Source organism: Pseudomonas sp. B414 (genome assembly GCF_055408445.1).
The window spans coordinates 1-17,984 of sequence record NZ_JBUZTQ010000013.1 but is presented as its reverse complement, the minus strand read 5'-3'; the positions used below and the strand labels follow the sequence as shown (position 1 = coordinate 17,984).

Here is a 17,984-nt window from a genome sequence, read left to right as displayed (position 1 = left end):
GCCTTGCTATACGTGGATTTCAGGCATTAAAAAGCCGGCTTGTGGCCGGCTTCTCGGGGGCGGGTTTGGCTTATTTTTGGTAAACCGTACTCGCCTTCAATCGGGACATTCAGCACATCAGGGCTGAGTGTGGGGCGTGGCGGCTCTTTGCTGCCAGACCCTGCATTGCAGCTCGCGTCTAAGCGAGGGCGATGCACAAGTGCGGCGCATGATACTGGGGTTTAAGCATTTTTCCCATAGCCAGACCTGCTCTCAACACGACTCTTCCAGTTTGTATGGCACTGGCGGGCGTCGGTGGTTGAGCGTGGACCACCAGAATACCCAGCCCAGGATGCGTATTTGCTGTGCATGCACTTCGGCAGCGTTGAGCAGTTCGTCGGGATATTCCAGCGGATTTTGGCTGCGCAGGCGCAGGCCGTTGTTGGGCAGGCGATAGAGGTATTTGATACGCAGCATGCCGTCCTGTTCGAGGGCGTAGATTTCACCATCGACGATCTGGGTCAGGCTGCGGTCGATGGCGACAGTGGAGCCGTCCTGGATTCTGTGGGCCATGCTGTTGCCGATCATGGGTGCACAAATGGCCTGGTCGGGGCTCACGTCCAGGGTCTGCAGCACCGCGCCGCTCAGACGCACCGTGCAGTCAGGGATTTTGACTACCTGGGTTTTTCCGGAACCATCGGGGTGCAAGGCTTCGTTGTAGAAGGGCAGATCAACATCGTGGGAGGTAGCCGGTTTATGCTGCCCCGGCGTTTGTGCAGGCGGTGTATCGTCGTTGCTAGTGGCCAGGCCCGGGTGTTTGATTCCTTCACCCGTTCGCAACCAGCGGCTGTTGACGCACAACAGCTCGGCAATTTCGTCCAGGCGAGCCATAGGGATGCCCCGTTTGAACCAGTTGTTGACGTGCTGCGGCGTAACGCGGCGATTGGCTGCGAAGTCCGAAGCGGTTAAGTGGCACTCCCGCAGGAGGGCTTTCAGGCGATCACCGGATGTATTCATGAATACAGAGTCTACGGGCAAGGCTGGCCCGTTTAAATAAACTAAGCGTTCAAAAAAAAGCGATAAAATCAGATAAATCTTATGCTTACAGAGAATTTTCCTACGCATATAAGATGGACATTTTAAATGCCGTAAACAGGCTGTGTTTTTACGTTTATGCAGGCATAAAAAAACCCCGGCGAACCGGGGTTTTTTTAACAGGTTACTTAGCCTTTGTAGGCAGCAACCGATTTGGTGATCTCGGCACGGGCGGCTTCTGCGTCGCCCCAACCTTCGATTTTCACCCATTTGCCTTTTTCGAGATCTTTGTAGTTCTCGAAGAAGTGCTGGATCTGCTGGATCAGCAGAGGTGGCAGGTCGGTGTACTCTTTCACGTCAACGTACAGCTGGGACAGCTTGTCGTGAGGCACTGCAACTACTTTGGCATCGCCGCCGCCGTCGTCAGTCATGTGCAGGATGCCAACCGGGCGGGCACGGATAACCGAACCTGGAGCTACCGGGTAAGGGGTAACCACCAGCACGTCCAGCGGGTCGCCGTCGTCAGCCAGGGTGTTAGGGATAAAACCGTAGTTGGCCGGGTAGAACATCGGGGTGGCCATGAAGCGGTCAACGAACAGGCAATCGCTGTCTTTGTCGATTTCATATTTGATCGGCGCGTGGTTAGCCGGAATCTCGATAGCGACGTAGATGTCATTCGGCAGGTCTTTGCCAGCCGGAATCTTGCTGTAGCTCATTGGGCGGTGCCCCCGTGTATAGGCCAGTTTACTTGGCCGATTTGGCCAAAAAGTGGCGGCGATTATAGGCGTATTCCTGTAACCGCGTCACCCTTGGCCGATCAGTGCTGTGCACGGTATTCGGGGTGTTCACTTTGCAGTTGTTTGAGGCGGGCAAGCGTGTCCTGGCGGTAAAACAGGCTGAGTTGTTGATAAACCAGCGGGTAGGCATGATTTAACAGGTCTGGCGCGCTGAAAAAGTACTCGCTGGTGACCGCAAAGAACTCCGCCGGATTTTCCGCCGCATAGGGGTCGATGGGCGCGTGGTCGGGGTTGTGGTGGTCAAGGTAGTGATTGAGATGGTCGTAGGCCTGTTGCATGGCCTGGGTCCAGTCTGTGACATGCATGCCGCTGTGCAAGGGCGGCATGCCATTGGCGGCGCCATTGAGCATGTCCAGCTTGTGCGCCAGTTCGTGGATCACCAGGTTGTAACCTTCCCAGCCGCCGCTGCTCAGCACACCTGGCCAGGCCAGTACTACGGGGCCATGTTGCCAGGCTTCACCGCTGTGATGGCCTTCCCATTCGTGCTCGACTCCGCTGGAGTCGCGATGGCGCTGAGGGCTGATGAAATCGTCGGGGTAGAGCACGATTTCGTGAAAGCCCTGGTACCAGTCCAGATCACCCAGATTGAGCAGCGGCAGTTGCGCCTGAGCGGCCAGCAACAGCCGGCCCTCTTCGCTCAGTTCAACCCCGGGCATGGGAGTCAGGTGCTTGTCTTGCAGGAACAAAACGCTGCTGTCACGCAGCCATTTGTCCTGCTCGTCAGTCAGCCCGTCGAGAATGCTCAGGTGCTGGCGCACGTTGTGCCACACGTCAGCGGCTACCGGGTGCTGCGCCAGAATCCGCTGGCGCCGCCATTCACTCAGAGACCACATGCTGGTCGGTCCCTTTCAGGCTTTGGCTTTGGCTGGAGTGCGGCCCATGCGGCTGCGGATAACGCCAATAATCATCGGCACCAGCGACAGCAGGATGATGCCTACCACCAGCAACGACAGATTGGACTTGATAAACGGCACGTTACCGAAGAAGTAACCCAGGGTTACCAGGCCGCCGACCCACAGGATGGTGCCGAACACGCTGAACATAAAGAAGCGCGGGTAGAACATGCGGGCCACACCGGCAACAAATGGAGCGAAGGTGCGGAAGATCGGCAGGAAGCGCGCCATGGTCACGGTTTTACCGCCATGACGTTCGTAGAAGTCGTGGGTTTTTTCCAGGTAATCGCGGCGGAAGATTTTCGAGTCGGGGTTACTGAACAAGCGTTCGCCTGCCGTTCGTCCGATGACATAGTTGGTACTGTCACCCAGGATTGCAGCCAGCATCAGCAAACCTGCGAGCAGGACAGGGTCCATACCGCCACCAGCGGCTACCGCGCCCGCGATAAAGAGCAGCGAGTCACCCGGCAAAAATGGCATGACCACCAGGCCGGTTTCACAAAAAATCACCAGAAACAGGATGGCGTAGATCCATGGCCCGTAATTGTTCACCAGCATGTCGAGGTACACATCGAGGTGCAGGATAATGTCGATCGGGTTGAAATCCATGTAAAGCACCTGTGTTGATGACCCGGCTCTGCAGGTCTGTGCGGGGAGGAAAGAGTAGTTAACTACAGAGGATGTAGTTTTTTCGTACTTTTTTAAAGAATCGGATTATACGGATTGAGACGAATTCTGCTGATTGAGTTTGTAGCGAAGCGTGTATTGATGGCGACAGAGCACTCAATTTACCGTTAATAACGGCGTGAACATGTGGGAGCCTGGCTTGCCAGCGATGCAGGCGACTCGGTCTCGCTGGCAATCTCAGTGATACCATCGCGGGCTAGCCCGACTCCCACAGTAGCTAATCGCCCTTGAGCAGGAAATTCTCGCTGGGGGCGCCCACGTCCAGGGTTTGTACCTGGGCTTCGTCCTTGAGGTTAACCCCCGACAATTGCCGGCGGCAGGCTTCGCGCATCAGGTATGCCAGCCGATGAGCGGCCATGCCGTAACTCAGGCCTTCGAGCCGCACATTGGAGATGCAGTTGCGATACGCATCGGTCAGGCCGACCTTGGGCGCGTAGGTAAAATACAGCCCCAGGCTGTCAGGTGAACTGAGGCCCGGGCGCTCGCCAATCAGCATTACTACCATGCGCGCGCCCAGCAGTTCGCCGATTTCGTCGGCCACCGCGACACGGCCCTGTTCCACCAGAATGACCGGCGACAACGACCAGCCTTCAGTCGCTGTGTGCTCTTCCATACGTGCTAAAAAGGGCAGGGTGTGGCGATGAACGGCCAGGGCCGACAAACCGTCAGCGACCACCACGGCAACATCGATGCCACCGGGGTTGGCCAGGGCATAGTCGCGCAGTTGCTGCGCAGAGCCTTCATTAAGCTTGCGCCCCAGGTCCGGGCGTTGCAGGTAGCTGTGGCGGTCAGCCGCGGCGCTGTGCAGCAACAGGCTTTCGCGGCCGCGCTCGGTTAGCTGCGCGCTCAAGCCCGGGTGATCAAACGGCAAATGCACTGCATCCCGGGCCTGGGCATGGGCAAACTGAAAGTCGAGCTGGGCCTGGGTCGGCATGCTGGTGCCGGTGCGGCCCAGGGCGATGCGTGCCGGGGTCAGGCGGCGTAGCTCCAGCCATGGGTTGAGGTTGTCTGTCGGGGTGTTGGCCATGTTCAGCGCCCTCCCAAATGAGCCAGCGCCTGGCGAAACGCGGGCGGCAGTTGATGGCCGAACTCGATCCGGCCATCGGCCTGGGTAAAGATGCCGACCTTGCTCAGCCATTGTTCAAACTCTGGCGCGGGTTTGAGGCCCAGGGTTTTGCGCGCATACAGCGCGTCATGGAATGAGGTGGTCTGGTAGTTGAGCATGATGTCGTCCGAGCCCGGAATGCCCATGATGAAGTTGATACCCGCCACGCCCAGCAGCGTCAGCAGGTTGTCCATATCGTCCTGGTCCGCTTCGGCGTGGTTGGTGTAGCAGATGTCGCAACCCATGGGCACGCCCAGTAGCTTGCCGCAGAAGTGGTCTTCAAGGCCGGCGCGGATGATTTGCTTGCCGTTGTACAGGTACTCGGGGCCGATAAAACCGACCACGGTGTTGACCAGAAACGGCTTGAAGTGCCGCGCCACGGCGTAGGCCCGGGTTTCGCAGGTTTGCTGGTCCACGCCGAAATGGGCGTTGGCCGATAGCGCGCTGCCCTGGCCAGTTTCGAAATACATCAGGTTATTGCCCAGCGTGCCGCGATTGAGGCTCAAGCCCGCGTCATAGCCTTCCTGCAATACATTCAGGTTGATGCCGAAACTGGCGTTGGCCGCTTCGGTACCGGCAATGGACTGAAACACCAGGTCCAGCGGTACGCCGCGATTGATCGCTTCGATCGAGGTGGTGACGTGGGTCAGCACGCAGGACTGGGTGGGGATTTCATAGCGCTGGATGATAGCGTCCAGCATGTTCAGCAAATCGCATATCGAAGCGATGCTATCGGTGGCCGGGTTGATGCCGATCATGGCGTCGCCGTTACCGTACAGCAGACCGTCGAGAATGCTCGCGGCGATACCCGCGGGGTCGTCAGTGGGGTGGTTGGGTTGCAGACGCGTCGAAAGCCGGCCGCGCAGGCCCATGGTGCCGCGAAACTGGGTGATGACGCGGATCTTTTGCGCCACCAGAATCAGGTCTTGCACGCGCATGATCTTGGACACGGCCGCTGCCATTTCGGGCGTCAGGCCCGGCGCGAGGGTGCGCAGGCTGTGCTCATCGGCGGCGTCGCTGAGCAGCCAGTCACGAAAGCCGCCCACCGTGAGGTGGCTGACGGTGGCGAAAGCCTGAGGGTCGTGGGTGTCGATAATCAGCCGGGTGACTTCATCGGACTCGTAAGGGATCAGCACTTCTTGCAGGAAATACGAGAGCGGGATGTCAGCCAGCGCCATTTGCGCGGCCACTCGTTCACCGTCGTTGAGTGCTGCCACGCCAGCCAGAAAGTCCCCGGAACGTGCCGGGCTGGCCTTGGCCATGACGTCTTTAAGGCTGTCGAAACGGTAGGTCTGGGTGCCAACCGCATGAGAGAAAGTTGCCATTCAGGGTGCTCCATAACGCCAGGCGCAGAGCGCCTGGCGGGATTCTCAGCGGTTAGTGCAAGGCCTTTTCGGCCTGTTGAATAGCCGCGAATTCCTCTTCCGGCGTACCGGCCACCAAGTGGTGCCGACTGTAGAAAGCGAAGTAAGCAATTAATACTCCATAGATCACCGCAGCGCCAATTACCACGCGCGGGTCCACCAGGAAGCCGGCCACTACTGCGACGCAAGCGAGCACCAAAGCGATGCCTGAAGTGAAAATACCGCCCGGTGTCCGATACGGGCGCTCCATTTTGGGGCGACGGATACGCAGGGTGATATGCGCGGCCATCATCAGTACGTAGGAGATTGTCGCGCCAAACACTGCTACCAGAATCAGCAAGTCGCCCTGGCCGGTCAACGACAGGCCAAAACCGATAATGCCGGGGATGATCAAGGCCAGTACCGGCGCCTTGCTCTTGTTGGTTTCGGACAGTTTGCGCGGCAAGTAGCCTGCACGGGACAAGGCGAAGATCTGACGCGAGTAGGCGTAAATAATCGAGAAGAAGCTGGCGATCAAACCGGCCAGGCCCACCAGATTTACAAAGCCGCCCATCCAGGTCGAGCCGCCGTAGGCTTTGCTCAATGCTTCAACCAGCGGGTTGCCCGATGCCATCAAGTGGTGCGCACCGGCGCCGCCCGGGCCGATGACCAGAATCAGCAAGGCGAAGGTGACCAGCACCAGCATGGCGCCGATCAGGCCGCGCGGCAGGTCGCGCTTGGGGTTTTTGGTTTCTTCGGCGGCCAGTGGCACGCCTTCTACTGCGAGGAAAAACCAGATCGCATAAGGGATGGCTGCCCATACACCGACATAACCGAACGGCAGGAAGGCGCTGGCGCCCTTGGCTTCTGTGACCGGGATATCCAGCAGGTTGGCGACGCTGAAGTGCGGCACCATCGCCACCAGAAACACGCCCAGGGCAATGGCGGCCACGGCGGTGATGATAAACATCAGTTTGAGCGCTTCACCGACGCCGAAGATATGGATGCCGATAAAGATGATGTAGAACGCCAGATAAATCATCCAGCCGCCAATACCGAACAACGATTCACAATAGGCGCCAATAAAGACAGCAATGGCGGCAGGTGCGATGGCGTATTCGATAAGGATCGCGGTGCCGGTCAGAAACCCGCCCCAGGGGCCGAAAGCGCTGCGGGCAAAGCCGTAGCCGCCGCCAGCGGTGGGGATCATCGACGACAGTTCGGCCAGGGAGAAGCACATGCACAGGTACATGGTGGCCATCAGCAATGTGGCGATAAACATCCCGCCCCATCCGCCCTGGGCCAGGCCGAAGTTCCAGCCGGCGTAGTCGCCGGAAATCACATAGGCCACGCCCAGGCCCACCAGCAGGACCCAGCCGGCGGCGCCTTTTTTCAGTTCGCGTTGTTGGAAATATTCGCTGCCGACCTTTTCAAAGTCGACAGAGGACGCCGCCGGGACGGCAGTAGGTTCGCTAGGCATGGGAATTCACCTGTTCTTTTATAGTTTGAGAAAATATGACAGGGAGTAAAGCAAGAGCTGGGCCAAAGGCCCGGGGTAGAGCGCCAGGAGCCCCTCTGTGGGGCGGGCTTGCTCGCGATGCGGGCGCTGCCGTGGTTCAGTAACACCGCAGCGATCCAATCGCGAGCAAGCCCGCTCCCACAAAGGGATGGGTGGGGTTAGAAGAAGCCCAGCGGGTTGATGTCGTAGCTCACCAGCAGGTTTTTGGTCTGCTGGTAGTGGTCGAGCATCATTTTGTGGGTTTCACGGCCAACACCGGATTTTTTGTAACCCCCGAACGCGGCGTGGGCCGGGTACAGGTGATAGCAGTTGGTCCACACGCGACCGGCCTTGATCGCCCGGCCCATGCGGTAGGCGCGGTTGATGTCGCGGGTCCACAGGCCGGCACCCAGGCCAAACTCGGTGTCGTTGGCAATCGCCAGGGCTTCGGCTTCGTCCTTGAAGGTGGTGATGCTGACCACTGGGCCAAAGATTTCTTCCTGGAACACGCGCATTTTGTTGGTGCCCTTGAGCAGGGTCGGCTGGATGTAATAGCCGGTTGCCAGATCGCCTTCGAGCTTGGCCACAGCACCGCCGGTGAGCAGTTGCGCGCCTTCTTTCTTGGCGATTTCAAGGTAGGACAGGATTTTGTCGAATTGCTGCTCGGAGGCTTGGGCGCCGACCATGGTGTCGGTGTCCAGCGGGTCGCCGCGCTTGATCGACTCGACCTTTTTCATCACCACTTTCATGAATTCGTCGTAGATCGATTCCTGAATCAGGGCGCGCGACGGGCAGGTGCAGACTTCGCCCTGGTTGAAGAACGCCAGTACCAGGCCTTCAGCGGCCTTTTCAATAAAGGTCGGCTCGGCCTGCATGATGTCTTCGAAGAAGATATTCGGCGACTTGCCGCCCAGTTCAACGGTGGACGGAATGATGTTTTCGGCCGCACATTTCATGATGTGCGAGCCCACTGGGGTGGAGCCAGTGAAGGCAATCTTGGCGATGCGCTTGCTGGTGGCCAGCGCTTCGCCCGCTTCCTTGCCGAACCCTTGCACCACGTTGAGCACGCCTGGTGGCAGCAGGTCGCCGATCAGTTCCATCAGCACGGTGATGCTCAGTGGCGTTTGCTCGGCAGGTTTGAGCACGATGCAGTTACCGGCAGCCAGGGCTGGCGCGAGTTTCCAGGCGGCCATCAGCAGCGGGAAGTTCCACGGGATGATCTGCCCGACCACGCCCAGCGGTTCGTGGATGTGATAGGCCACGGTGTTGCCGTCGATTTCGGCGGCGCTGCCTTCCTGAGCGCGGATGCAACCGGCGTAGTAACGGAAGTGGTCGGCGGCCAGCGGCACGTCGGCGTTCAGGGTTTCGCGCACTGCCTTGCCGTTGTCCCAGGTCTCGGTTACGGCCAGCAGTTCGAGGTTTTGCTCGATGCGATCAGCGATTTTCAGCAGGACCAGCGAGCGCGCCTGCACTGAGGTGGCGCCCCAGGCATCGGCAGCGGCGTGGGCGGCGTCGAGGGCTTTGTCGATGTCTTCTGCGGTTGAACGCGGGAATTCGGCGATGGCTTTGCCGTTCACAGGCGAGGTATTGGTGAAGTACTGGCCTTTGACGGGCGCCACGAATTCGCCGCCGATGTAGTTACCGTAGCGGCTCTTGAATGAGACGATCGAGCCTTCAGTACCGGGTTGTGCGTAACGCATGGTGGGTGTCTCCTGGCTTTATTGTGCTTATGGGAGGACGCGCTGTGGCGCTGCCTGAAACAGGAGCAAGGGCTGGGCCATCTTTGTGAAAGCCTTGTAAAACGGGGCTTTCAGGTTTTTTATCGGGTGCGGGGGAGGGGGCATGTAACAGCTGTGGCACAGTCGTTGTGACAATTTGTGCCATTCACGGTACAGACGATGACCGGCGGGTCAGTTGGCGATTGCAATGGTGGGTGCGCTGGAGGATGCTGGGTATTCGGTTTGGACTGGATCTCTGTTGCCGCTGCGGGCGAGTTGCCCCTGTCGAGCGTGAGACCACCGAGACAGAGCGGAGAACAATAAGAAATGCACAGCACCGATTTGCGCCGTCACGCACGGCAAGTCATTGATGTCACCCAGGGCCATCCTCAAGGGTGCGATCCGTCTATCGTTCGCTCCTGGCAACGCTGCCTGGAGGACTACCACCTCGATCCTGCACAAACCATTGGCCCGACCGTGCTGGAGCAGGGGCGTATTCTTGAAGGCCGCGAGCGGTTGCAGCAGGTGCTGAAAATTGCCGGTCATGAAATGAACAGCCTGCATCAGCAACTCTCCGGTGCCGGGCACGCGGTGCTGCTGACCGATGCCCGCGGCGTCATCCTCAACTGCGTCACCGCCCCCTCCGAGCGCAAGGTGTTCGAGCAGGCCGGGCTGTGGCTGGGGGCTGACTGGAGCGAGGCGCGGGAGGGCACCAACGGCATTGGTACTTGCCTGGTCGAGCGCCAGGCCCTGACCATCCACCAGGACGAGCACTTCCGAGGTCGTCATACCGGGCTGACCTGTTCGGCCAGCCCGGTATTCGACCCCCAGGGCGAGTTGCTGGCGGTGCTGGACGTGTCATCGGCCCGTCACGAGGTTTCGCGCCAGAGCCAGTTTCACACCATGGCGCTGGTCAATCTGTCGGCGAAAATCATTGAGAACAGCTACTTTCTGGGGCATTTCGAAAACCAGTGGCTGCTGCGTTTTCATTTGCAGGCCCAGTCGGTGGGGCTGTTCAGTGAAGGCATGCTGGTCTTTGATGGCGACGGGGTTATCTGCGCGGTCAACCAGAGTGCCTTGAACCTGTTGGGCCATGTGCGCAGCCGTTTGCTGGGGCAATGGGTCGAGAGTGTTTTCGATTGTCCGCGTGACGAGTTGTTCTCCCGGGCCACTACCCAGGCAACCACCAGTTGGCCGTTGTTTACCCGCGACGGTCGCCAGTTGTTTGCAGCGCTGCGCGGTCAGCCTCGGCATGCGCCAGCCCCGGTTGCTGTGCAGACCGAGCCCGAGCGCCCGCGCCTGAGCGGGATTTGCCTGGGCGATGAAGCCCTGCAGGTTGATTTTCGCCGGGCGCTGCGGGTGTTTGAGCGTGATGTACCGTTGCTGATCAATGGCGAAACCGGCTCCGGCAAAGAGGCGTTTGCCAAGGCTGTGCACCAGGCCAGCTTGCGCAGCAGCAAACCCTTTGTGGCGCTTAATTGTGCATCGATCCCGGAAAGCCTGATCGAGAGTGAGCTGTTCGGTTATCGCGGCGGTAGTTTTACCGGGGCGCGCAAGGAAGGCATGCAGGGCAAGTTGCAGCAGGCCGATGGTGGCACCCTGTTTCTGGATGAAATCGGTGATATGCCGCTGGCGCTGCAAACCCGGCTGCTAAGGGTGCTGGAAGACCGCCTGGTGGTGCCCATTGGTGGTGAGCCAATGGCGGTTAACGTACGTATTATCAGTGCTACCCACCGCAACTTGCAGGAGCGGGTAGCCGAAGGCAGTTTCCGCGAGGATCTGTATTACCGTCTTAACGGCCTGGAAGTCGCTTTGCCGGCGCTGCGTGAGCGCACGGACAAATCGCAGTTGCTGGACTTTCTGCTGGCTGAAGAGGCGGGTGAACAACAACTGCGGATCAGCCATGGCGCGCGTGAGGCGCTGCTGAGTTTTCCGTGGCCGGGCAACGTGCGCCAACTGCGCAACGTGTTGCGCACCCTGGCTGCGTTGTGTGAAGACGACATGATTCAGTTTGACGATCTACCGGCCGCAATTCGCATGGCTCCGTCAAAAGCCCCTGAACCTTGTGATCATCCTTTGGAAGACGCCGAAAAGCAGGCCCTGCTGCTGGCGCTGGAGCTGCACCGTTGGCATATGACCCATACGGCGCTGCAACTGGGGGTGAGCCGCAATACCCTGTATAGAAAGCTGCGCAAGCATGGGATTGAGCGTTGAACTGTCTGGATGCTGACCAGGTTCCTGTGGGAGCGGGCTTGCTCGCGATGCAGACGCCGCGGTCTATCAGGTACACCGCGGCGATCCCATCGCGAGCCAGCCCGCTCCTGCATAGCAACATGAATCATCAGGTGCGAAAAACACCCCCCTGCGCTACCCTTCGCCGATGATTTACGAGGTCGACTATGCACATTCATATTCTTGGTATTTGCGGCACTTTCATGGGTTCGCTGGCGGTTCTGGCCAAAGAACTGGGCCATCACGTTACGGGCTCCGACGCTAACGTCTATCCGCCAATGAGCACCCAGCTGCAAGCTCAAGGCATTGAATTGACTCAGGGCTATGACCCGGCCCAGCTCGATCCGGCCCCGGATCTGGTGGTGATCGGCAACGCGCTGTCGCGGGGCAATCCGGCAGTGGAATACGTCCTCAACAAGGGCCTGCCTTATGTGTCCGGCCCGCAATGGCTGGCCGACCATGTGTTGCAGGGCCGCTGGGTGCTGGCCGTGGCCGGTACCCACGGCAAAACCACCACCAGCAGCATGCTGGCCTGGGTGCTGGAGCACGCGGGCATGGCCCCTGGGTTCCTGATCGGTGGTGTGCCGCAGAACTTTGCCGTGTCGGCCCGTCTGGGTGATACGCCGTTCTTTGTGGTTGAAGCCGATGAATATGACAGTGCCTTTTTCGACAAGCGCTCGAAATTTGTCCACTACCGCCCACGTACGGCGATCCTCAATAATCTTGAGTTCGATCATGCCGACATCTTCCCGGACTTGCCGGCGATCGAGCGGCAATTCCACCATCTGGTGCGCACTATCCCGAGTGAAGGGCTGGTGATCCATCCGACCACCGAACCTGCGTTGCAGCGCGTGATCGAAATGGGCTGCTGGACCCCGGTGCAAACCACAGGCGAGGGCGGTCAATGGCAAGCGCGCTTGCTCAGCGAAGACGGTTCACGCTTTGAAGTGCTGTTTGAAGGTGTACTGCAAGGCACGGTCGATTGGGATATGACCGGCCAGCACAACGTGGCCAATGCCTTGGCGACCCTGGCCGCTGCCCGCCATGTGGGCGTGGTGCCGGGCATGGCGATTGACGGCCTGAGCGCATTCAAAAGCGTGAAGCGGCGTATGGAAAAAGTCGCTGAAGTTCACGGCATCACTATCTACGACGACTTTGCCCACCACCCGACCGCGATTGCGACTACCCTCGATGGCCTGCGCAAGCGCATCGGTGATGCGCCGCTGATTGCGGTGATCGAGCCGCGCTCTAACTCCATGAAGCTCGGTGCCCACCGCGATGGCCTGCCGCAAAGCGTGGTCCAGGCCGATCACGTGGTCTGGTATGCGCCGGCCAATCTGGGCTGGGATCTGGCCGCAACAGTGGCTCCGAGCCCGGTGCCGACCAAGGTCTGCGATTCGCTGGAAGCCATCATTGCCGAGGTTAAAGCTCAGGTTAAACCGGGCGCTCATGTGGTGATCATGAGCAACGGCGGTTTCGGCGGCTTGCATGGCAAGCTGGCGGACGCACTGCAATGAGCGGCCCGGAACGCATAACCCTGGCCGTTACCGGTGCTTCGGGCATGCAGTACGCACTGCGTTTGCTCGATTGCCTGGTGCGCGAAGATCGCGAAGTACACTTCCTGATTTCCAAGGCCGCGCAATTGGTGATGGCGACCGAAACTGACGTCAGCCTGCCTGCCAAGCCGCAGGCCATGCAGACTTTTCTGACTGAATACACCGGCGCTGCTGCCGGGCAGATTCGCGTGTACGGCAAGGAAGACTGGATGTCTCCGGTGGCTTCGGGGTCGGGTGCTCCGGCCGCAATGGTGGTAGTGCCATGTTCCACCGGCACGCTTTCCGCCATCGCCACCGGCGCCTGCAACAATCTGGTGGAGCGGGCTGCCGACGTAACGCTCAAGGAGCGCCGCCAGCTGATTCTGGTCCCGCGTGAGGCGCCGTACTCCAGCATTCATCTGGAGAACATGCTCAAGTTGTCCAATATGGGCGCGGTGATCATGCCGGCCTCTCCGGGTTTCTATCACCAGCCGCAGACCATCGATGATCTGGTGGATTTTGTGGTGGCGCGGATTCTCAACCTGCTCAATATCCCGCAGGACATGCTCCCGCGCTGGGGTGAACACCATGTAGGCGGCGATGAATAAGGCGCTGCTGGCTTTGTTGGTGGCGGCGCTGGTGTGTGGTTGTGCCAGTGTGCGTACGCTGGATGCCGCAAAACCAGGTGCGCCGATTGTCTATGCGGGCACCCGGCTGGACTTGTATGCGATGCAGGGCGGGTGTTGTGCCAAAGACCGGTTTGGCGCCGAGGCGCCGAGCCACCCCGGCCTGGATCTGCCCGCCAGCGCGTTGCTGGATACGGTGCTGTTGCCGCTGTCAGTGCTGACGGTGCTGGGTGTCGGGTTTCAGGCCAACGGTGGTTTGTAAGCCCGCCATGTGCTCGCAAGTTATTCACTTAAATGGGCGATAGTATAAATGTAACCATGGTGTCTATTTTTCCGCTGGTTACACGAGTGCCGGTATTGGTCAGTTTAGCCAGAAATTGATGGGTTATGGAGCCATCCGCTATCGAGAAGGTTCCGTTTTTCAGGAGATAACCTTGATTCAAGTTTATGGGGGTGCCGTTCGCAGTGGTAATCGCGATGGCCAGGTTTTGAGCGCAGCCACTGCATGTTTTGTTGGCGAGTGTTCCATTAGGCAAAAGCTGCGATGATATAAATTCAAACTTTGTAGCGTTATTGAACGTTACGGCTTCTGAGCTGTTTGCGCATTGGTTGAGTTGTATATCAAAACTTTTGCTGTTGGTGGGGTCTGTAGCGACGACGTTGCCGAAATTCACAATGGTTGTAGTGCTCGTGAGCATGCAGGATGAAACATCCAGAGGCATGGGGTCGCTTAACACATAACTGCCCCATTTTTCGCTGCTGTTATAACCGTCCCGATAAGATTGTATTAAAGAGGCGGGAGGCATCTTCAACGTATGGGAGCCATTGATCAATGATGTAACCGCTTTGGTTCTGATGAACTCTACAGCCAGGGGGCTATTGATACTAATGGTTTGTCCTTCATCTGCCATGGCGGTACGGGAAATTTGCTCCAAGGAGCTGCACGGGATTGGAGTGCCCGTGTCGCTCAGGAAACGAATGCCGACACCGTCCAGGGGGGTGAGGCAGATAGCATTGCCGCTGATGGCGGGACTCGCGGGAGTCGACTGCAGTACAAACGGGTGTTGAGTGCTCTGATGGCAGAGGAGCGAAGTGGTGAGGCTAGCTGCTCCAAGTACGCCTCCAACAGGGACACTGTAATAAGGGTTTATGCTGGTAAGTTGTAAAATTGCCTTGTTGTTGCCGGTGGCAGTGTCCCACGAATTTGCGCAGACATTATCGGCGTAAGATACATTAAAGATAAAAGCTTGCAGTAGCAGGCATACGCTTAAAATGCCCCGCTTTAACCATGGATTGAACCATTGTCTATTGGTTGGTTTATTTGTCATGACAGGTCCTTTTAATATCATCACTGACACAGGATGCTGATGCGGATTCGCTCGTACTGAAGTTCAGGATTTTTAGGGGGGAGTTCATAGCGGCCCTGGCAGGTTTGATTGGCTCGTTTTACCAGAATGGTGCCGGTAGGGTTCTCAGCCATGATCAATGCATAACCGCCAGCATCGACAACTGCCAGCTGCACGTCGGATTCATTTGTAACAGTCGACCCGAAAGGCAATGGCTTGCCATTGCTATCTACCAGCTCCAATTGAACTCTGCGTCCGGTGGTTGTAGCAAACGAGGCCTTTGTAATGGAGCCTCGTCGAGGAATCACCTGAAGCATGGTGTTCTCAATGTCGATGCCGGAACCCAGGTCCTGGGTATTCAGATTGATCCTGTTGTACTGATAGGGCCGAGTTGAGGGGATCACGGCATACCCGTTTTTACCCACGGTCACGCCCGAGAAGTTACCTATTCGGCTGCCGGCTTGTGCTCCGGGTACATGGGCCAGAGCAAACGAATCACTCAGCGATTGCCCCAGGTTGATCCCGTCGCTGTGAACCACCAGCGAACCGCTTGCGCCTGCAGTTGTCGAGCGGGTGTTTTGCCCCTGGCTGTAACTGGCATCCAAGCGTGCGATGGGTGTGTACGAACGGATGCCCAATGATCCCGATGTCATGTTTTTCTGGTCATGGGAAATTTGGGTGTCGTAGTAGGTGTCGTTGAGGCCGGGTATTAACCCGCTGACTCCGGATGAGGCATTGTAGTAGCCACCCGATTGAGCAGTCACACTGGTATGGCTGCGGGCCTTGCCTTCAGGGTCTAAAGGCATCGACACCGTGAACAGCACTTGTGCAGGGTTGTTATTGCCAAGGTTCTGCTGATATTTGGAATACAGGACATTAAGGCTGTAACTGACCGAGCCCCAGGAATTGGCATAGCCCATATTGAGTTGCTGTGAAGTGCCGGGCAGATTCCAGTATTTGCGCTCATTGGCGCTCAGGGTGATCATGCCGTAATTCTGGTTCCCCAGCGTCTGATTGATGACTACGTCCAGGCGTGTACGTGTGCGGCCAGCTGGTCGGGCGCTATCAATGACGTTTTGATCGGCAACGTGTTCGGACAAGGTCCTGTAACCATCGCTGGAAAACCGATAGCCCGCCAGGCTGAATGTGGTCCCCATGCTGGCCATTGTTTTGGAATAGTTGAATTGCAGGCTCTGGCCCTTGTTGATCCCTGAGTCACTCTTGCTCTTTGAGTGTGTGATATTGGTTGAGAGGGCGCCCAGTGACGTGTTTTTAGTTCCCCCGAGGTTGCCGGCCTGAAAGTCATCAGCTGCCAGCAATCCGCCAAACAGGGTTATGTCATCGGTCACGCCGTAGGTAAGCCCGGCCAGGCCGAATAGGGGGTTAGCTTGCCCGCTGCGGATGTTGTCGTACTCGCCGGCCGCCAGGCTGTAATGGGCAGTTGAGCGCCTGACCATTTGTGGCAAGGACGCAAATGGCTGGGTAGAAATCGTTTTACGACCATCCGCTTCTATCACCGTGATTTCGAGGTCACCATTGGAGCCACTTGGGTAGAAATCCGAGATTTCAAACGCACCGGGAGGGACGTTCAGGCTGTAAACCAGAAACCCGTTTTGGCGGATTTCGACCGTGGCGTTGCTTTGCGCTATACCCCTGACGACGGGGGCATAGCCCCGCAGGCTTTCAGGGAGCATGGCTTCGTCAGATGCCAGTTGCACCCCTTTGAAGCGGAAGCTGTCGAATATCTGGCTACTGCTGTAGCTGGCCCCCATTGTTAACTGGGCTTTCAGAGAAGTGATATCTCGTTGGACGTAATTGCGATTACTTTGGAACCGGCCTTTGCGATTGATATACGAGTAGTTCGATTCATTTCGTAGTCGCCATGCCCCCAGGTTGATTCCGCTACGCAGGCCGGTGTTGGCAAACGGTGTACTCGCGCCATTGTTGGCCCCGTTACGGGCAGTGAAGTTGTAATCAACAAAGCCTGCGGTTATACCTTCATCCCAAAGTTGGGGGTCGATATAACCGCGGGCCTCTTTTGTCATGAAAGCTTGCGGGAAGCTGATATGCAGTTCTTGCCGGTTTGCGTTGTAGTCCTCGGAGTAGCTGTCAATCATTAACTTCCAGTCAGGGCATTGCCCTGCATTCACCAGAATTTGGCCCTGGCGTTCCAATCGATCGATATCGATGCCCCAGCTCTTGATCTGAGGCACGCTGATGCAGGGTTCAACAATACCGCTGATCAGGTTGCGCTCAAAATTGACTGTTTGGCGAGGGGCCAGATTTTTATTAATGTAAAGATCGACGTAGTACTGACCGGGAGGAACGATGTCGCCATTCAAAAAATCATGCAAGGTGCTGTAACTGTCTTGCACCGATTCGCCACCCTGAAGGAACTGGGTGTTGAACTTGACTTCGCTGGCTGAGACACCGAGCGTCAATAACGAGAGTGTGGACAAGGCCAGTACTTTGTTGTGCAGTCTGGTCAAGCGATGTGTATATGCCCTGCAAGGCGTAGATATACACAGCGTAGACAATTTGCGATGGTTATACACAGGCGACCTGCTTGGTAAGTACTCGGTATAAATCAACCCTTCAGGGTTGCTCGGTGACTTCTGAGGCTGTGTTTGGCTGGTTAAAGTCGAGTCTTACTTTGTAAGGCGTTTGTGCTCCCCAATCATTAATGGTCTTAAACAGGACGGTGGGCGTTTGGTTGTTGGTCAGGTGTTCTACAGGCAATACGACTGACTCGCCAGGGTTGAACATTTTTCCTGTAAACGCTTCACTCAGCGTGATGCCCTCAAGACTAAGCATGGAAACATGATAGGCAGTCGGGTTTTTAAGCGTGATATATGTCTTTTGATCCTGTGTTCCCAGTTGCCAGGTGAGTAAGGACGGGGCGTCGTTGGCACTGCCTTTTAGGCCCTTTGGTCGATAGAAAACCTTGATCCGCTGGCGAACCGCAATTTGTAAGGTGTTTTCTTCCTGAGTGACCTGTGGGATTTCCTGAGCGTTGAGCCACAGTACCGATTCCTTGTCATGGGGCATGCCCGTACCAAGGTACAAGACTCTTAATACCTGGCGGGTATCAGGGCGGCCGCGAAAACTGAGTGCAACACCTGACCTTTCCGGTACGGTGCTGCCCCTATGTCCTATTCCGAACTCAGCGTTGAAGAGCGCGCGATCATTC

At 57.6% G+C, this 17,984-nt stretch carries 15 protein-coding genes; 4 read left to right on the top strand and 11 right to left on the bottom strand.

Translation table 11 applies throughout. The features are described 5' to 3' along the window. Positions 1-252 precede the first annotated feature (252 nt). From ACZRMH_RS12970 to exaC, 8 genes are all read right to left on the bottom strand, one after another. Positions 253-996, bottom strand: coding sequence for a LexA family transcriptional regulator (locus tag ACZRMH_RS12970; protein ID WP_464013743.1), 744 nt, complete (start codon positions 994-996; stop codon positions 253-255). 206 nt (positions 997-1,202) lie between these two features. Further along, positions 1,203-1,730 carry an inorganic diphosphatase gene (gene ppa / locus ACZRMH_RS12965; RefSeq protein ID WP_016779241.1) on the bottom strand — a complete coding sequence of 176 codons (528 nt, stop codon included), beginning with the start codon at positions 1,728-1,730 and terminating at the stop codon, positions 1,203-1,205. A 101-nt stretch (positions 1,731-1,831) separates the two neighbouring features. Beyond that, positions 1,832-2,644 (bottom strand): M90 family metallopeptidase, encoded by an 813-nt coding sequence (locus tag ACZRMH_RS12960; RefSeq protein ID WP_464013742.1) that lies wholly within the window; start codon positions 2,642-2,644, stop codon positions 1,832-1,834. Between the two features lie 15 nt (positions 2,645-2,659). Continuing rightward, positions 2,660-3,313 carry a DedA family protein gene (locus tag ACZRMH_RS12955; protein ID WP_464013741.1) on the bottom strand — a complete coding sequence of 218 codons (654 nt, stop codon included), beginning with the start codon at positions 3,311-3,313 and terminating at the stop codon, positions 2,660-2,662. Positions 3,314-3,608: 295 nt separating this feature from the next. Then, positions 3,609-4,418 (bottom strand): ethanolamine ammonia-lyase subunit EutC, encoded by an 810-nt coding sequence (gene eutC / locus ACZRMH_RS12950; RefSeq protein ID WP_464013740.1) that lies wholly within the window; start codon positions 4,416-4,418, stop codon positions 3,609-3,611. Positions 4,419-4,420: 2 nt separating this feature from the next. Continuing rightward, the gene (locus tag ACZRMH_RS12945; RefSeq protein WP_464013739.1) at positions 4,421-5,821 is read right to left on the bottom strand and encodes an ethanolamine ammonia-lyase subunit EutB; all 1,401 of its coding nucleotides are present in this window, start codon (positions 5,819-5,821) and stop codon (positions 4,421-4,423) included. A gap of 52 nt (positions 5,822-5,873) precedes the next feature. Continuing rightward, positions 5,874-7,319, bottom strand: coding sequence for an ethanolamine permease (eat, locus tag ACZRMH_RS12940; protein WP_464013738.1), 1,446 nt, complete (start codon positions 7,317-7,319; stop codon positions 5,874-5,876). A gap of 197 nt (positions 7,320-7,516) precedes the next feature. Continuing rightward, entirely contained in the window at positions 7,517-9,037 is a 1,521-nt protein-coding gene (gene exaC, locus ACZRMH_RS12935; protein WP_464013737.1) for an acetaldehyde dehydrogenase ExaC, read from the bottom strand. 345 nt (positions 9,038-9,382) lie between these two features. On the opposite strand from exaC, the gene ACZRMH_RS12930 reads away from it, so the two are divergent. The 4 genes from ACZRMH_RS12930 (at position 9,383) to ACZRMH_RS12915 (ending at position 13,710) form a co-directional block, all read left to right on the top strand. Beyond that, positions 9,383-11,269, top strand: coding sequence for a sigma-54-dependent Fis family transcriptional regulator (locus tag ACZRMH_RS12930; RefSeq protein WP_464013736.1), 1,887 nt, complete (start codon positions 9,383-9,385; stop codon positions 11,267-11,269). A gap of 185 nt (positions 11,270-11,454) precedes the next feature. Next, positions 11,455-12,804, top strand: a complete 1,350-nt coding sequence (gene mpl / locus ACZRMH_RS12925; RefSeq protein WP_464013735.1) for a UDP-N-acetylmuramate:L-alanyl-gamma-D-glutamyl-meso-diaminopimelate ligase — start codon at positions 11,455-11,457, stop codon at positions 12,802-12,804. Continuing rightward, a complete protein-coding gene (gene ubiX / locus ACZRMH_RS12920; protein ID WP_019824244.1) occupies positions 12,801-13,430 on the top strand; it encodes a flavin prenyltransferase UbiX in 630 nt (209 codons plus the stop codon). The genes mpl and ubiX overlap by 4 nt, the downstream gene beginning before the upstream one ends. Continuing rightward, positions 13,423-13,710 carry a YceK/YidQ family lipoprotein gene (locus tag ACZRMH_RS12915; RefSeq protein ID WP_464013734.1) on the top strand — a complete coding sequence of 96 codons (288 nt, stop codon included), beginning with the start codon at positions 13,423-13,425 and terminating at the stop codon, positions 13,708-13,710. The genes ubiX and ACZRMH_RS12915 overlap by 8 nt, the downstream gene beginning before the upstream one ends. A 28-nt stretch (positions 13,711-13,738) precedes the next feature. Here the strand turns inward: ACZRMH_RS12915 and ACZRMH_RS12910 are convergent, their stop codons facing one another. From ACZRMH_RS12910 to ACZRMH_RS12900, 3 genes are all read right to left on the bottom strand, one after another. Beyond that, entirely contained in the window at positions 13,739-14,776 is a 1,038-nt protein-coding gene (locus ACZRMH_RS12910) for a fimbrial protein (protein ID WP_464013733.1), read from the bottom strand. 20 nt (positions 14,777-14,796) lie between these two features. Beyond that, positions 14,797-17,349: a fimbria/pilus outer membrane usher protein gene (locus ACZRMH_RS12905; protein ID WP_464013732.1), complete on the bottom strand. Its 2,553-nt coding sequence runs from the start codon at positions 17,347-17,349 to the stop codon at positions 14,797-14,799. Positions 17,350-17,389: 40 nt separating this feature from the next. Beyond that, positions 17,390-17,984, bottom strand: a 595-nt coding sequence (locus ACZRMH_RS12900; RefSeq protein WP_464013731.1) for a fimbrial biogenesis chaperone, incomplete at its 5' end; no start/stop codon positions are given.

Excerpts from the sequence above, each read along its gene's own strand:
- ACZRMH_RS12970 (WP_464013743.1), bottom strand. The coding sequence starts at position 996 with ATGAATACATCCGGTGATCGCCTGAAAGCCCTCCTGCGGGAGTGCCAC.
- ppa (WP_016779241.1), bottom strand. The coding sequence starts at position 1,730 with ATGAGCTACAGCAAGATTCCGGCTGGCAAAGACCTGCCGAATGACATC.
- ACZRMH_RS12960 (WP_464013742.1), bottom strand. The coding sequence starts at position 2,644 with ATGTGGTCTCTGAGTGAATGGCGGCGCCAGCGGATTCTGGCGCAGCAC.
- ACZRMH_RS12955 (WP_464013741.1), bottom strand. The coding sequence starts at position 3,313 with ATGGATTTCAACCCGATCGACATTATCCTGCACCTCGATGTGTACCTC.
- eutC (WP_464013740.1), bottom strand. The coding sequence starts at position 4,418 with ATGGCCAACACCCCGACAGACAACCTCAACCCATGGCTGGAGCTACGC.
- ACZRMH_RS12945 (WP_464013739.1), bottom strand. The coding sequence starts at position 5,821 with ATGGCAACTTTCTCTCATGCGGTTGGCACCCAGACCTACCGTTTCGAC.
- eat (WP_464013738.1), bottom strand. The coding sequence starts at position 7,319 with ATGCCTAGCGAACCTACTGCCGTCCCGGCGGCGTCCTCTGTCGACTTT.
- exaC (WP_464013737.1), bottom strand. The coding sequence starts at position 9,037 with ATGCGTTACGCACAACCCGGTACTGAAGGCTCGATCGTCTCATTCAAG.
- ACZRMH_RS12930 (WP_464013736.1), top strand. The coding sequence starts at position 9,383 with ATGCACAGCACCGATTTGCGCCGTCACGCACGGCAAGTCATTGATGTC.
- mpl (WP_464013735.1), top strand. The coding sequence starts at position 11,455 with ATGCACATTCATATTCTTGGTATTTGCGGCACTTTCATGGGTTCGCTG.
- ubiX (WP_019824244.1), top strand. The coding sequence starts at position 12,801 with ATGAGCGGCCCGGAACGCATAACCCTGGCCGTTACCGGTGCTTCGGGC.
- ACZRMH_RS12915 (WP_464013734.1), top strand. The coding sequence starts at position 13,423 with ATGAATAAGGCGCTGCTGGCTTTGTTGGTGGCGGCGCTGGTGTGTGGT.
- ACZRMH_RS12910 (WP_464013733.1), bottom strand. The coding sequence starts at position 14,776 with ATGACAAATAAACCAACCAATAGACAATGGTTCAATCCATGGTTAAAG.